The sequence below is a fragment of the Nostoc sp. DedQUE09 genome (genome assembly GCF_034530915.1).
GTDB lineage: Bacteria > Cyanobacteriota > Cyanobacteriia > Cyanobacteriales > Nostocaceae > Nostoc.
Map to the genome: position 1 here is coordinate 1 of NZ_JAVRCE010000054.1, position 15735 is coordinate 15735.

A 15735-nucleotide genomic window follows, 5' to 3' on the forward strand; every position below is an offset into this window, starting at 1 on the left:
TTAATGAGTCTTTTAGCTCCGTTAATGAGTCTTTTAGCTCCGTTAATGAGTCTTTGAACTCCGTTAATGAGTCTTTTAGCTCCGTTAATGAGTCTTTTAGCTCCGTTAATGAGTCTTTTAGCTCCGTGAGCGATTTTTTTGTGCTGTCGGTAATTGCCTGCAACTGCGCTGTAGTAGAGTGTAACTAATTGATAGCACTGTAAATAAAATCTTAATTTGTTCAGCTAATCCTCAAAATAGGGAAAAACCGCCCTTGGATGACGAGGCACAGAATTACCCAACTTTTGTACAAAACTGACTCACAACTAGATGAGCTTTTCCACTCAAAAAGCTGAAGGAAGACAAGGTTAATAGTAATGTTAAACTCACAGGCTAAACGCATCTTCATCAGCTACAAGCGTAATGCTAGCCCCGATGAACCAGTAGCGCTGCAAGTCTTCCAGGCGCTATCGCAGCAGCACAAAGTTTTTATCGACCAAACCATGTCCGTTGGCACACGCTGGGCTGAATGTATTGAAGCAGAAATCCGCCAAGCTGATTTTCTGATTACTTTCCTTTCAGGCTTGTCAACCAGCAGCGAGATGGTGGTGGCAGAAATAGAGACAGCACACCACTTGGCAAAATCGCAATCAGGGCGCCCGATAATTCTCCCGGTGCGTCTGGCTTATCAAGAACCGTTCTTGTATCCCTTGAGTGCTTACTTAAATGGGATTAATTGGGCCTTCTGGAAAAATGCAGAAGATACGCCGCGTCTGATTGCAGAGTTATTGCAGGCTGTCTCTGGCGGTGCATTGGCTATCAGTGAAGAAAAATCGAAAGCAGACTTACTCCAAATAAGTCAGCCGTCACTCCTACCCCATCCCTTTCCTTCAGCACAGCCAGTTTCGCTAGAAATGCCGGAAGGGACAATGGAATCGCAATCCGCTTTTTACGTGGAACGCTCATCTGATGCACTTACTTTGCAGACCATTGAGCGGCAGGGTGTGACAATTACAATTAAAGGCCCCCGACAAATGGGCAAAAGTTCCTTGTTAATCCGCACAATTCATGCTGCTGTAAATGCAGGGAAGCGGGTTGCTTTGCTGGATTTCCAATTGTTTGATAAAGCCGCCTTAACTAATGCTGACCTTTTCTTTCGCCAGTTCTGTACTTGGTTAACCGATGAACTGGAAATGACTGACAAAGTTGATGAGTATTGGAATATGCCTTTGGGTAATAGTCAGCGTTGCACTCGCTATGTCGGCCGCTATTTGCTGAAGGAGTTTGGCAACCCCATTGTCTTAGCGATGGATGAAGTTGAAAGAGTCTTTGATACTGATTTTCGCTCTGATTTCTTTGGTATGCTGCGAAGCTGGCACAATAGCCGCGCCACTACTCCCATCTGGAAGCAATTGGATTTAGCACTGGTTACTTCCACCGAACCCTACCAGTTAATTGATAATCTCAACCAATCTCCCTTTAATGTTGGGCTAGTAATTGATTTAGAAGACTTTACAGCAGCACAGGTTGCTGATTTAAACCGCCGTCATGGTTCACCTTTTAACGCTAGCGAAGAAAAGCAATTAATAGCGTTACTGGGTGGACATCCTTATTTAGTAAGGCTTGCACTTTACTCAGTTGCTAGCGATCGCCTCTATCCTACCGAACTATTTGCCAATGCGATCGCAGATAATGGCCCCTTTGGCAATCATTTACGTAACCACCTCTTCCGGTTGCATAACAAACAGGAGTTAGTTCACGGTATGTTCCAAGTAATTCACCAGAACACCTGTGTAGATGAGCGCATCTTTTTCCGCTTGCGGGGTGCGGGTTTAGTGCGTCGGCAAGGGCGTGTAGTATTTCCCCGTTGTCAACTTTACACCGATTATTTCCGGGAGCATTTGCGTGGCTAATCCAAGCATTTACACCGTTGGCGGGACGGTACAAGCTGGCGGTGGCATTTACATTCCTCGTCAAGCCGATGAGGAATTACTCGGTTTATGTCGGTCGGCAACTTTCGCTTACGTCCTCACGCCGCGCCAAATGGGCAAGTCTAGCCTGATGGTACGTACGGCGGAAACATTAAGGGAGGAGGGGATTCGCTCGGTAATTGTTGACCTTCAAGAATTGGGGGCAAATGTCACAGCCGAACAGTGGTATTTTGGCTTTTTAGTCAAACTGGATGACCAACTCATGTTTGATACAGATGTGGTGAGTTGGTGGCAAGAACACCAGCATCTGGGAGTATCGCAACGGCTAACTCTGTTTTTTGAGAGGGTTTTGCTGGCTGAGGTTGAGGGGCAAGTTGTGATTTTCGTGGATGAAATTGACTCTACCCTCAGCCTGGATTTTACTGATGATTTTTTTATCGCAATTCGTTATCTCTATGTAGCCCGTGCTACTAATCCTGAGTTTCACCGTCTCTCATTTGTCTTGATTGGGGTAGCAACTCCCGGTGATTTAATTCGTGATGCCAAGCGCACACCGTTTAATATCGGACAGCGTGTAGATTTAACTGATTTTACTTTTGAGGAAGCTTTACCCCTGGCTAATGGACTAAGGCTACCAATGGATAAAGCTCAACTGGTCTTGATGTGGGTGCTGCAATGGACAGAGGGACACCCCTATCTAACTCAACGTCTTTGCAACGCCATAACAGACCAAGGTAACAGCAGTTGGTCTAAAGTTTATATTGAGGGTGTAGTACATAGCACGTTCTTCGGTGCGATGAGCGAGCAAGACAATAATTTACAGTTTGTGCGCGATATGTTGACTAAACGCTCACCAGACCAAGAAGTTTTGACTACCTACCGCGAGATTTACCGGAGTAAGCTCCCTGTTCTGGATGAGGAGCAATCATTAGTCAAGTCCCACCTCAAACTCTCAGGTGTTGTACGTCGTGAGAACGGTAAGTTGTTGGTACGCAATCTGATCTACAGTAGAGTTTTTGATGAACAGTGGATCATCAAGAATTTGCCACCTAATTATTGGCGCATCTATCAAAAGATTTTCTATGCCTGCTCTGTGGGAATTGGAATTGGCGTGTTTGGCTCACTTACTGTTTTGGAGCTAGCCAACTTCTACCAGGAAAGGGAAGTGAGGCAATTCAATCAAGGCTATGAACAAGCACAACTACTGAGTAATTATAAAGATGCAGTAGTAGGAGCGCAATTACATAGCTCTAACCTAGTTGCTGTATTGGAAAATTCACAACAGCTACAAAGCAAAAAAGCCGATTTTCTGAATAATGTTGAAAAAGCTAAACAACTAGAGTCAAAAATTGGCGGATTTATCGAAAGTAAACCCCGAAGACTAGCAGCAACAAGTTCGACTTTACAAACGTTATTGCTGGATTACAAGATTAATTTAAAAGCTTACATTGACCAAATCGAGGCCGTATTACAGAAAATTGACTCCCAGCAAGTGCAGCCTCAGCAGATTTCCTCTGCCCGATCGCAGTTATTGACAATTATGCGTGGTGAAACAGCCATTCGGTTAGATCAGCTTTCTCAAAGCTTGACTAACATCCTGCAAACTGCTGAAGAACAAGAGCAAGAAAGGCAAAAAGCTGTTGAGCAGGCAAAAGTAGTTCAAAGAGCGATTTTGACGCTTAACGCAGTAGTCTTAGTGCCTTTGGCGGTGGTGATGGGCGTTGTGACTTCACAAAGGAAAGCTCCTGAAGTTTGATGGCTTTTGCACGGTTAATTCATCAAATGAGCGATGTCTACAACGGGCTACGCCTACGCATCCCATCATCTCAACATTAACCCCAATCTGAGAAAGAGCGATCGCCTGTATGATTTTATGATGATGGTGCGATGTCTTCGCTCTTGCTGTAATCTGAGAAAGTGCGTTACCGAACAGCCCGTCATCAACATCGCTCATTCATCAGCAATACTACAAATACTTCTGCAACAATAACCCTAACTTTTCCTTCGTCGCTGCTGGTGCTTTATCCAACTGAGTCAAAATCGCATACTGCAACGCCGAATGCGCCTCACTCAAAGGCGGATTTTCACTCAAGCGCCGCACAGTTTCTTGAATCACCTTTTGAGCATTCACAGCATTCCGCAGCAAATTGCCAATTACCAATTCCACCGTTACACTGTCATGGTCTGGATGCCAACAATCATAATCTGTCACCAGCGCTAAAGTTGCATAAGCAATTTCCGCTTCCCTTGCCAACTTCGCCTCTGGTAAATTCGTCATCCCAATGATTGTTGCACCCCAACTGCGGTAAAGATTCGATTCTGCCTTAGTGGAAAAAGCCGGGCCTTCCATGCACACATAAGTGCCGCCGCGATGGAGAGTAACTTCTGGTAAATTGAGGGATGTGATCGCATCTGCCAATACAGCAGCCAAATTCTTACAAATCGGATCGCCAAAGGCAATGTGAGCAACAATTCCCTCACCGAAAAACGTTGAAATTCGATTTTTCGTTCTGTCAATAAACTGATCTGGCACCACCATATCCAGTGGTTTCGCCTCTTCTTTCAAGGAACCCACAGCACTAGCTGAAATTAAATACTTTACACCCAATTGCTTCATCGCATAGATATTAGCGCGAAACGGTAACTCAGAGGGTAACAGCGTGTGATTGCGCCCATGACGCGCTAAAAAAGCTACTCGTGTACCATCCAAAGTCCCCAGAATCAAAGCATCAGATGGTGAACCAAAAGGAGTCTCGACTCGCACCTCTTCGACATCTTTGAGGGCATCCATTTTGTAAAGACCGCTACCACCAATAATCCCAATACTAGCTTGAGCCATGATTCTGAACCTGTTCTTTGCTAATCTGCTCAGTTATTTTATCGAAAAGGGGAGTAGCAGAAAACAAAGCAATGTCTACGATGAGATATGCGTAGGCGTAGCCCGCACTTCGGCAAGCTCAGTGACCATCGTAGACATCGCATTTCATGCCGCTAACACTAGTGAATTATTACCCATTCATTATTTATTCAGTTACGGATAGCAGCGATGCCCAATTATTTGAGCATTAATTAATAATTTTTAGCAATCAAATTTCCGATAATTTTTGGAAATTAAATGCTTATGATTAACCCTTAAGTCAATTGTCACCATAGTGTATAATCGATGCTTTGTGTATACAAATGTTAATTAAAGACACTCCTACGCACGGAAACAAAGCAAGCGTTATACTTTTGGAAAAAGGCTTATTTTAATCCCTGCTTTTAACATTTTCATAAATCAATGACTCTCAATTTTCGCTTTGCGGTAGTTAGCGACTTACACCTGGCACTTCCTCACACAATCTGGGATCACCCTAGCCGCTTTCATCTGGTAGAAGTAAGTATCTCAGCATTTAAAAGTGTACTAGAACATTTAACACAACTCGATTTAGATTTCTTGTTGTTGCCAGGAGATTTAACCCAGCACGGCGAACCAGAGAATCACGCCTGGTTGCAACAATGTCTAGCCCAGCTACCTTTTCCCGTCTATGTTGTACCTGGCAATCATGACGTTCCTGTGCTGTTGGCCGATCAGCAATCAATTGCTTTTGCGGATTTTCCCTACTATTACACGAAGTTTGGCTATGACGATCCCCAGCAAATGTACTACATTCGTCAATTGCTGCCTGGAGTTAAGCTGATTGGACTGAATTCTAATTCTTTTAATGATCAGGGGGAGCAGGTAGGGTCTTTGGATGCCAAACAGCTACGGTGGCTAGAAGAGGCGCTGGCGGCATCTGGTGATGAATTAGTTTTGGTGATGGTACATCATAATGTGGTGGAGCATTTGCCCAATCAATCGAACCATCCACTAGCAAATCGTTATATGTTGTCCAATTCAGCAGAACTATTGCAGCTGCTGAGGCGCTACGGAGTCAAGCTAGTGTTTACTGGGCATTTGCACGTTCAGGATATTGCTTACTCTGATGGAGTATACGATATTACCACTGGCTCTTTAGTGAGCTATCCTCATCCTTACCGAGTGCTAGAGTTTCATCGGGATAACCAAGGTAAAGAATCGTTGCAAATTTTATCCCATCGTGTAGAGTCAGTGCCTGAGTTTCCCGACTTGCAACACTCATCGCGACAGTGGATGGGCGATCGCTCTTTTCCTTTCCTAATCAAGCTACTAACTCATTCTCCGTTAAACTTACCGTTATCACAGGCAAAAAAAATAGCTCCTGGTTTGCGCGATTTCTGGGCAACTATTGCCGATGGGGATGCAGTGTTAGATTACCCTCATTTTCCCCCAGAAGTGCGGCGCTATATTCAGACATATAGTGCATCACAGTCTAACTCAGCGATCGCTACTGCTGGAAATTTGACAATGATTGATAATAACAGCACACTTTTGCTGAATAGGAGTTAGAAGGTGATCATCACTCAGCACTCAGCACTCAGCACTCAGCACTCAGCACTCAGCACTCATTACTGATTTTGGCGACAAATTCCAAATGCTGAAGTGTAGGCGTGTAAAAAGGTTCTGCCACCAACAGGGCCGATTTCACCGCCACAGAAAAAACCACCTACAGGAATATCGTTGAGGTAGCGCTGAAATAGTTCAGAATCGAAGTTGGGTTTACCATAAAGTCCTTCGCCTCGTCCCAGACAAGAAAACATTAAAGCAGCTACAGCAGAGGGTTCAGATTCTCGTTGATGTTGATAACTTTGGAGGAGTAATTCTAAGTCTTCAGCAGAGGCTTGGGCATCGCGGAGGTGGAATTGCAGCCTTTGTCCAGGACGAACGCGATCGCCAATTGCGATCGCCCCAGCATTTGGATCGACCCCAAGAATACCACGTATTAAAAAGTCGCCTTGCTGCAAAGCCAGCTTAAATTCATCCATTGCCACACCAACAAACAGAGAATGCTGTGCTAAAATCCGTTCTTGTTCGCTGAGACTAGCTATCAAATCTCGCAATACCACCAAAGGTACTTTCTCATCTAACTCTAAAATAATATTGCGATCGGCTTTTGTAACTTGTAATGGCTTGCCAATTGGTCGGCATCCTTGGGCGACAATCGTTTCCAAAACAATATTGCCAGTCAAAGCTATACCAACAGTGCCTTCACGATACAAGTTTTGCTGTTCCTCACCATTAGTATCATTACAAAAAAGGGCAACACGACCACCCATACCTCCACCACTAGCCTGTCCCCCCACAATCGTCGATCCTGGATAAGCAAAATCCAGTCCCTGCAACAAATCGTTGATTCCAGAGGCGAAAGAACTAGACAGCAAGATGAACTGCGGTGTCGGTGATGATGGTACACCGATCAAATCAAGCCAAGCATCTGGTGAACTGTCTAAATCAGGTAATTCTTCAGCAGCAATATGAAAAACTTGAATTTTTACTCCTGGAAGGTGTGCTAAAGTCAAGCTAATAGCTGGTTCAGCTTCTAATTCTTGGGTTTCTCCGCTCACTGTCGTCCCAATTACACCACCACCACTACAGCCAATTAGCACAGGCACAGAAAGTTTTTCAGCTAACAAGGGTAACAGTCGGGAATACTCACTCGCAAAAGCAGACGAAATGAATACCAGTCCTAGATCCGCAGGTGCTGTTAACGATGAAACAGCTCGTTCTACCACATCTGTAACAGCGGCTTCCAGAGAATGACGGGTTGATAGGGCATTTGCCCACTGCATTTGGTCTGCCATGAGTTTTGAGCTTCTTTCTCTTTTTAGGCTAGTAGATTTTGACTTTTTATTTTGGGAAGAATTGCATCTTACAAGAATTGATGCCAGCCCTTTGTCTCCTCCATCCCAAGAAACTGGGGTTGTCATTCCCTAATATAGGCATCTAAATATATTGTATGATTATTTATCTATGCTACTAATTCCACAAAATCTTAAAAAATAAAGGTAAATGTACTATAGATACGGTAGCTTGCTGTATTGGTTATAAATCAATAAGCTAAAACACTAACTTATGATCGACTAAATGGTTAGAATGGTTATTAATCAAGCGAAAAACTGCCATTTCTGAACATTTTCTATACTAGTATTAACAACACACAACGAGACTAAAGCTAATGACCAACATCCAAGAAACAGCAAAAGGCGACATCCAAGAGAAAATCCAAGAAGAAGTGGAACAAGCGCGTACTGTCTGTGATATTAACGGTAGCAACTCACCAGAGTGTGCTGCTGCTTGGGATGCAGTAGAAGAATTGCAAGCCGAAGCTTCGCACAAACGCCAAAGCAAGCCAAAAAATTCTCTAGAACAGTATTGTGATGACAATCCAGAAGCAATTGAATGCCGGGTTTACGATGACTAGAAATTGAGGTAACTGGATTTTCTGTTGTTTGGTGAGCAAATAACCAGCATTGAATAAAGAAGACGCCTAGAGTGGAGGACGTGGGAACTCACTAATGCCCTCCACTCGCAAGCGTTTTTCTTAGAACTACCGATTTTAGCCGTGGAAACAAAAAATAAATTCCTTATTTGAATCAATAGGCTTCTTCCAAAGGGATAAGTTGCGATTTTCATAAATTAAACAACCAATTAATTGGCACTAGGGGCGTACAGATGTACGCCCCTATAAATTTATTTTTTTTAATACTCGTGACTTCTAGTCATCCGAGGTTCAATAAACTATTATCAAGAAGAATTCAGGATGAATTGGAGTTTCACTGACTCCTGAATAAAAGGGTTTAATACCCCTGCCTTATTTAGCAGTCTACAATCAGGTTGGAGTATAAAATCACACTTGATTGATTATTTTGACTCCTGACTTCTTTTTTATCTATTGTTTGAGAAAAAATATGGACTATGATATTTGGTTTCGACCTTTCATCTGGATTGATTACCGACTGGCAGTATTATTCCTAGTAATTATTCCGTTAATTCTTCTAATTTGGGCATTTGTACAAAAAGCAGAAGGCATACAACGCTTATTGGCTATATACTGGCGAGTATCAAGCTTGGTGGCAATCACGATTTACTTAATGATTGCCCAGTATCCAGTTAGCTTTATCTCTGGATTAATAGCTCAGATTTTGATCCCGATTTCGTTGTGGTTCTGGGTAGATATCAACGATGAAATTGAGTATCAAACCAGTGGCGCTTTGAAATTGATTTTTACTTCTTGGCGCTGGGCGACAACTGTTTATTGTTTTTTGGGCGCACTAGCATTTATACCTTTTTTGGGTTGTGCTTTTTCTGGCAATATGTTGAAGACTCCCTATTGTCGTGTCTGGTTCGAGGCTCCGTTACTATTCAAAGAATATTTTCATGCTAACAGTAAGGCTGAGTTCTTAGGTTTTCTTGGCATAACTAGTTTAGTAATTTATGTGCTTTACTTGAGCTATTTTGTTCTGATTAAGCTGGGCAAACAGGGACGCTCGGCTACACCACAGTAACCCTCGCTGCGCCACTTTACTTTTACTATTAAAACAATGAATTCCATTGGTAAGCGACTGGAACAATACACCGCTAAACGCACTAAAGAAGTCCTAATTGTAACGGTGGAAATTGCTGATGAGCAAGATACAATTGCTATTTTCAAAGGCTTTTCCAGTTCTTTAATGCGTCCAACGGCATTTGATGCAGATGTACCAGTCCTACCAGATGGGGCAAACATCCTCAATATTGACCGAGTAGCCAGTCCTTACAATCCTGAAGCACCCCGTTATATTCAACAAGGAATTTCTTGGGAAGCTATGGAAGCTTTATTATTAGAAGTAGGTGTTTGACTAATTACTAATTCGTAATTCGTTCGTAATTTTAGTGTAATTAAGTAAAATGCCTACTGCTGCTCAAGTAGCAAGTTTGTATCGTATTAGCTATCAACTGACGTATATTATGCTTCAACCCATATACCTCATTTGTGTTGATAATCGGACTCGTAATGTATACATCCTTGCTGGGTATGACGAAGAGATTGAATTCCAAATTTTACCCAACGGAGAGTTGTCTGATGAGCCGAATTAATTACGATTCAATGTCTGATGTTGAATTGAAACAGTATTTTCTCAAGCATCGCGGGGATCAAGCTGCTTTTCAAGCATACTTGGACAGGATTAACCAGCGTCCGCGTAGGATTGTTGCAAGCCCTAACGATCCCGATTTTGATGAGAAGGTTCAAGCAGCGATTCGCCAAAAGCTAGAAGCAGCAAGAAGTAGTAGCCAGCAGACTAACACTGCCTTGGAGTCGACCGATCAAGAGTGATCTGTGAGAGTCAAAGGTTATTTGTGGTGGCTCAACTGTGGCGTTGTGCTGCTTTATGTTTTGGTAATGGCATAGTTAAGAATTTGTCTCAATGATGGTGGTAAAGATTTGATTGCAACTAAGGATTTAGGCGAGAGTGGACTGTTTAAGGCTGTTTGGCAAGCTAAACATAAGAAGCCAAGGCTGAGAACAAAGTGGGGATAGAGGTGATACGAGAGTTGGCAGGTACCCGTAGCGAACATAAAGCAAGCAAAGGTATTTTAGTGACTTCAACATATCTTACAAAAGGTGCTCTTGAGCGGGTGGAAAGAGATACTTACATTCTTGGTAAAGTTGACAAAAGTGATTTGTTGAATTGGATTGATAGAATTATTCAGGGAAGAAGAAAATGAAAAATAATTGAGCTAGTCACCTAACACTTCACGGCAGAGGACGGACGAAAGCTGCCAGTAGCGTTGTCGAGGTTACACGCTACGATTATTGGCATTACCATGAAGGAAGTAAGCTACAGTTCAGATCTAAATTGCCGTCTAAAACTGTCTTTATTTTTGAAGAATTATTTTGACTTTTAAATTTAAAAAATGTCCCGTTCTGGATACACACTTCCCGTCTTTGCCTGTGCTGCTGCTATTGCAGCTTTACACTGGTTACACGATCGCAAACCTCTAACTTTAGCCTCTATAGATTTGATTGAACCAGCTCAAATTGCTGAAATCCCCATTGAACAGGTAGCAGGATTATCTGAGAATACAGCTTTAGCAATAACTCGCAGCGATCCCGGCGATAATCTCGATTTGACTAAAGATACACCGATTTGGGCATTGGTGGAATGGCGAGAACAGGGTGATGATGCAGTAACTATTAAAGGTGGAGAAGGGATTGGTAGGCAATTAAACGCTGATGACAAGCCGGCTATTTATGCTTATGCTCAAAGACTGTTACAAGAGAATTTGCAACGGATACTAGCACCGGGGGAAAAAATCACGGTGACGATTATTCTACCTGAAGGGCGATCGCTTGCTGTTCGCACTTCAAATTCTGCCTTTGGTGTGGTTGAAGGACTTTCTCTTTTAGGTACAACTGGCATTTCTCAACCCTTAAGTACACCAGATCAGCTTGCAGTTTTTCGGGCAGAATTACAAAATAAAGCCAGTCGTTTTGAGAGTTTAGTATTTTGTATTGGGGAGAATGGCCTAGATTTGGCGCGTAAACTAGGGATTAATCCTGATCAATTGGTCAAAACTGCTAACTGGCTGGGCCCAATGTTAGTAGAAGCTGATCTGCTGGGTGTAAAAGAAATCTTATTATTTGGCTATCACGGGAAGCTGATGAAGCTGGCTGGCGGGATTTTTCACACTCACCACTACTTGGCTGATGGACGGCGGGAAATTTTAGCTGCGCACTGTGCGATCGCAGGTTTAAAATCACCAGATATCCAGGCTGTGTTTAATAGTGCTACTGCTGAAGCAGCATTAACACACTTAAAATCGCTAGATGCTGCAACTGGTAGTGATTGGGTAAATAAAGTTTACAGTGCGATCGCCGAAACTATCGATGTTCGTTCACAAGAATACATTCAAAGTCATAGCGAAAGCGGCACAAAAGCAACAATCTGTGGCTCTATTCTCTTTGATCGCGATCGCAAAATTATCGTGAAGAGTAAAACTGCTGGTCTGTTAATAGGAAAATTATGTTAATTTATTATGAATAATCGTAAACAATCCAAAAAAATAATCCTTTAAGTAACCACTCTAGGGTAGATTTATCGTTTTAATACCATCTCCAACTCCGGGGTTTGACAAATGCACCTAAAATAGCGTTTGTCAAGGCTTTTTATACCATTATCAGCCTATCCAGGCTGGATAATAGCATCACCATAGACCACAAAGCATCTATTTATCCTTAACAGATATAACACTTCCGTCATGAATACAGCGGTGACTCTACCAACAGAACAAGCGCCCCAAACATTGGAAAATTTTGGGCGGCTTGATCGCCAATTAATTGTAATTCTGGATTTTGGCTCTCAATATTCTGAGTTGATTGCGCGTCGCATCCGCGAAACTCAAGTATACTCCGAAGTTTTATCCTATCGCACTAGTTCTGAACATTTGCGCCAACTCAATCCCAAGGGAATCATCCTCTCAGGTGGCCCAAGTTCAGTTTATAGTGATAACGCTCCCCATTGTGACCCAGAAATTTGGAATTTGGGAATACCCATTTTGGGTGTTTGCTATGGGATGCAGTTGATGGTAAACCAACTTGGTGGGGAAGTGGCAAAGGCCGATCGAGGTGAATACGGCAAAGCCTTATTATATATTGATGATCCCACAGATTTGCTTACTAATGTTGAAGATGGCACTACTATGTGGATGAGTCATGGAGACTCAGTTATCCAAATGCCATCAGGGTTTGAATTGCTGGCACATACAGAAAATACTCCCTGTGCTGCTATTGCTGACCACGAAAAGAAACTTTACGGCGTTCAGTTCCATCCAGAGGTAGTGCATTCTGTCGGTGGTATAGCATTAATCCGTAATTTTGTCTACCATATCTGCGATTGCGAACCCACTTGGACAACAGCGGCTTTTGTTGAAGAAGCAATTCGAGAAATTCGCGCCAGAGTTGGTGAAAAGCGGGTGCTGTTGGCGCTGTCTGGGGGAGTAGATTCTTCTACCCTGGCTTTCTTGCTATACAAAGCAATTGGTGAGCAACTGACTTGCGTGTTTATCGACCAAGGCTTTATGCGAAAGTATGAACCAGAGCGATTGGTAAAGCTATTCCAAGAGCAGTTTCACATTCCTGTAGAGTATGTTAACGCTCGCGATCGCTTTTTGGCTAAAGTTGCTGGGATCACTGATCCTGAAGAAAAACGCCGCCGCATCGGACACGAATTTATCAGTGTATTTGAAGAAACATCCAAGCGCCTCGGTCACTTTGACTATCTAGCTCAAGGAACTCTTTATCCAGATGTGATCGAATCTGCTGACACCAATGTAGATCCCCAAAGTGGTGAGCGGGTAGCGGTGAAAATTAAGAGTCATCACAATGTTGGCGGTTTGCCCAAAGACCTAAGATTTAAATTGGTTGAACCACTGCGGAAACTATTTAAAGATGAAGTCCGCAAACTTGGGCGTTCCATTGGTTTACCAGAAGAAATTGTTCAACGGCAACCTTTTCCTGGGCCTGGTTTAGCAATTCGGATTCTGGGGGAAGTTACATCTGAGCGGTTAAATATTTTGCGCGATGCTGATTTGATTGTGCGGCAAGAAATTAACCAACGCGGTATGTATCATGATTTCTGGCAAGCATTTGCTGTATTGCTGCCAATTCGTAGTGTTGGCGTTATGGGAGATCAACGTACTTACGCTTACCCCATTGTTTTGCGGATTGTTACCAGTGAAGATGGCATGACTGCTGATTGGGCGAGAGTACCTTATGATGTCCTGGAAGTGATTTCTACTCGAATTGTGAATGAGGTGAAAGGGGTGAATAGAGTGGTTTATGACATCACCTCTAAGCCACCTGGAACCATTGAATGGGAGTAATCAAGTTTTGAGTTGACTTAACTAAAGGCTCATTACTCTTTACTACGCTTGAGATTACTTGCAGGAGTTTAAATTCACATATCGCAGTTTGCAAGTTGATAGTCAGATATATTACTTCTGGCTCCTAATTCCTGACCTGAGGCGGAGCGTTTTCGGCTTTGCTTCTACTGTATTGAAAAATGATAATGCCGACCTGACTAGTTTTAAGACTCGGCATTGTCTATTTTTTTTGACTTTTGGTTTATAAGAGTAAGAATGCCGCAAATTACCGTATTTGCTAAATTTTAAGTAACCTTATCCCAATTGGCTATGAAGATGCACTTCTTTATTAAAGCAGCTGCCCAGTACGCTAAGTAGAAAAAGTAAAAATTAAGTACAAGCTTACGGAGGATTGGTACTACTATTTTGATTTTTAAATAGCTTCATCAAAATCCAAACCTGTTAGTAATAAAGCAGTCAGTAGCTAGTAAGATTATTTTTGAACTTAAACAAACTATTGGTTAAAGTTAATTTTTAAATGTAAAGTGATTTAAACACTAACATAATTTTATCCAGTCAATAATTATAAATGCCAGTGAATAACTAAGCATCAATTGGATGTTGACTAGACAAATTGAGTTATTTTCTAGGAAAATCGGCGCGATCGCAGTAAAATTACCAATGGTATGGTGACAGAGATAAAAACAAGCAGCTGATTGGAAATACATTTCATTCGATCAACGTTAATGGAGATGTTATGGAACCTGCTCTTCCCCTTGCTGGCTTAAACATCCTCGTAGTTGATGATGATGATGATAGCCGTTTTTACATTACTACTGTGTTGGAAGCTGATGGAGCCACCATTATGGCAGTTGCATCGGCGGCGGTAGCATTGAAAGTATTACCTGAGTTGCAACCAGATGTCTTGATTTGTGATATTGCGATGCCTGATGAAGATGGCTACACCTTCATCCGCAAGATCCGGTCACTGAAGCCTGATATTTATGAAAAACTTCCGGCGATCGCTTTAACTGCTTATGGCGATAGCGAGTATCGTAGCCGTGCTCTGGAAGCGGGTTTTCAGACTCATGTGCCTAAACCAGTCGATCCCGGAGAACTAGTTGCGATCGTCGCAGATTTGGTTGCTTCTTATAAGAGTTAATACCAAGATACAGTTATTTGTTGGTCATTATTTGTTATTTTCTTGAGTATATTTTTAAACGAAGAAATCAAGGTTATGGAACACTACTTTTGGTAAAGTATTGGCTTGGAAAAAAATGTTGCCAATAAGACAATATACTTAGGTTCAGGCTTGATTCCCCCTAACTGCCCTTTTAATGAAAAAATTAAAGCAAGCCTTTTTAAGGGGAACCCGCATAGTCTAAGACGTGATTTAGAATTAGCTGAGACTACATTGCTCCAGTTTCAAAGCTAATTTCCTCAGACTTATACGCTGGTGGCTCGACGTGAATTAAAATTCTCACTGGACGAAATCGTTCTTCTAATCGGCTTTCTACTTCTTCGGTGATGTGGTGGGCAGTTTCTACGTCTGATGCATCCACTATTAAATGCATTTCAATGAACACTTGACGACCAAGAAGACCGCGAGAAGCGATCGCGTGACAGTTAATTACACCTAGAACAGAAGTTGCGATCGCGTGTATTGCTTCTGGTGCGATCGCCATTTGATCTACAAGCCAAGGCAAATTCTCTTTTAAAACTGACCAGCCACTCCAAAATATCAACAAGGCGACAGGAAAAGCTAACACCAAATCCATCCATTGATAACCTAGCCAAACTCCTATCAAGCCGCCGATATGGTTTCCTATCTTGCCAGTGCGGAAGCTGGCTTCATGACTGGTGCGAGTCTGAAAATTGATGGCGGCTTCGCAGCCTGATTCGGCGGTAACAGAACGACCCGATAATACTGTGATTGCAAATTGATGACAACCTGCTACGTATTAAGCACTGAAGTGCTTACTACAAACTTATTTAGCCAGCAAAAATACTTGTCTTGACAGACTAACGAATTACGCCAAGCTGTACTAATGGTCTTTGAAGAAGACATGGGGAACTCTCAAAGTG

14 protein-coding genes and 2 pseudogenes are annotated in these 15735 nt (G+C 42.5%); 13 read left to right on the forward strand and 3 right to left on the reverse strand.

Translation table 11 applies throughout. The features are described from left to right. Positions 1-356 precede the first annotated feature (356 nt). Genes RMY27_RS26325 through RMY27_RS26335 form a run of 3 tightly spaced genes read left to right on the forward strand, consistent with a single transcriptional unit; the run spans position 357 to position 3900 of the window. The gene (locus tag RMY27_RS26325; protein ID WP_322667819.1) at positions 357-1892 is read left to right on the forward strand and encodes an AAA-like domain-containing protein; all 1536 of its coding nucleotides are present in this window, start codon (positions 357-359) and stop codon (positions 1890-1892) included. Continuing rightward, positions 1885-3666 (forward strand): AAA-like domain-containing protein, encoded by a 1782-nt coding sequence (locus RMY27_RS26330; RefSeq protein ID WP_322667820.1) that lies wholly within the window; start codon positions 1885-1887, stop codon positions 3664-3666. The genes RMY27_RS26325 and RMY27_RS26330 overlap by 8 nt, the downstream gene beginning before the upstream one ends. Before the next feature lie 33 nt (positions 3667-3699). After that, entirely contained in the window at positions 3700-3900 is a 201-nt protein-coding gene (locus RMY27_RS26335; protein ID WP_322667821.1) for a hypothetical protein, read from the forward strand. Here RMY27_RS26335 and RMY27_RS26340 read toward each other — a convergent pair. Beyond that, positions 3877-4749, reverse strand: a complete 873-nt coding sequence (locus RMY27_RS26340; RefSeq protein WP_322667822.1) for an S-methyl-5'-thioadenosine phosphorylase — start codon at positions 4747-4749, stop codon at positions 3877-3879. The genes RMY27_RS26335 and RMY27_RS26340 overlap by 24 nt on opposite strands. 441 nt (positions 4750-5190) lie before the next feature. Here RMY27_RS26340 and RMY27_RS26345 point away from each other — a divergent pair, with 441 nt between their 5' ends. Then, positions 5191-6318 (forward strand): metallophosphoesterase family protein, encoded by a 1128-nt coding sequence (locus tag RMY27_RS26345; protein ID WP_322667823.1) that lies wholly within the window; start codon positions 5191-5193, stop codon positions 6316-6318. A 59-nt stretch (positions 6319-6377) separates the two neighbouring features. On the opposite strand, the gene RMY27_RS26350 is transcribed toward RMY27_RS26345, so the two are convergent. Beyond that, a complete protein-coding gene (locus RMY27_RS26350) occupies positions 6378-7610 on the reverse strand; it encodes an FIST signal transduction protein (protein ID WP_322667824.1) in 1233 nt (410 codons plus the stop codon). Positions 7611-7984: 374 nt separating this feature from the next. Between RMY27_RS26350 and RMY27_RS26355 the strand changes: the two genes are divergently transcribed. From RMY27_RS26355 to RMY27_RS26395, 9 genes and pseudogenes are all read left to right on the forward strand, one after another. Beyond that, the gene (locus RMY27_RS26355; RefSeq protein WP_322667825.1) at positions 7985-8230 is read left to right on the forward strand and encodes a Calvin cycle protein CP12; all 246 of its coding nucleotides are present in this window, start codon (positions 7985-7987) and stop codon (positions 8228-8230) included. A 487-nt stretch (positions 8231-8717) separates the two neighbouring features. Beyond that, on the forward strand, positions 8718-9314 hold the full coding sequence (locus tag RMY27_RS26360) for a DUF3177 family protein (protein WP_322667826.1): 597 nt from the start codon (positions 8718-8720) through the stop codon (positions 9312-9314). 36 nt (positions 9315-9350) lie between these two features. Next, positions 9351-9647 (forward strand): hypothetical protein, encoded by a 297-nt coding sequence (locus RMY27_RS26365; RefSeq protein ID WP_322667827.1) that lies wholly within the window; start codon positions 9351-9353, stop codon positions 9645-9647. A gap of 49 nt (positions 9648-9696) precedes the next feature. Next, positions 9697-9885: a DUF6888 family protein gene (locus tag RMY27_RS26370; RefSeq protein WP_099099501.1), complete on the forward strand. Its 189-nt coding sequence runs from the start codon at positions 9697-9699 to the stop codon at positions 9883-9885. Then, positions 9872-10123, forward strand: coding sequence for a DUF6887 family protein (locus tag RMY27_RS26375; protein WP_322667828.1), 252 nt, complete (start codon positions 9872-9874; stop codon positions 10121-10123). The genes RMY27_RS26370 and RMY27_RS26375 overlap by 14 nt, the downstream gene beginning before the upstream one ends. A gap of 191 nt (positions 10124-10314) precedes the next feature. After that, a pseudogene (locus RMY27_RS26380) lies at positions 10315-10515 on the forward strand (restriction endonuclease); the annotation flags it as partial. Positions 10516-10704: 189 nt separating this feature from the next. After that, a complete protein-coding gene (gene cbiD / locus RMY27_RS26385; RefSeq protein WP_322667829.1) occupies positions 10705-11820 on the forward strand; it encodes a cobalt-precorrin-5B (C(1))-methyltransferase CbiD in 1116 nt (371 codons plus the stop codon). Positions 11821-12048: 228 nt separating this feature from the next. After that, positions 12049-13671, forward strand: coding sequence for a glutamine-hydrolyzing GMP synthase (gene guaA / locus RMY27_RS26390; protein ID WP_322667830.1), 1623 nt, complete (start codon positions 12049-12051; stop codon positions 13669-13671). 736 nt (positions 13672-14407) lie between these two features. Next, the gene (locus tag RMY27_RS26395) at positions 14408-14812 is read left to right on the forward strand and encodes a response regulator (protein WP_322667831.1); all 405 of its coding nucleotides are present in this window, start codon (positions 14408-14410) and stop codon (positions 14810-14812) included. Positions 14813-15059: 247 nt separating this feature from the next. Here RMY27_RS26395 and RMY27_RS26400 read toward each other — a convergent pair. Further along, positions 15060-15467: pseudogene (locus RMY27_RS26400) on the reverse strand (cation diffusion facilitator family transporter); the annotation flags it as partial. Positions 15468-15735 lie beyond the last annotated feature (268 nt).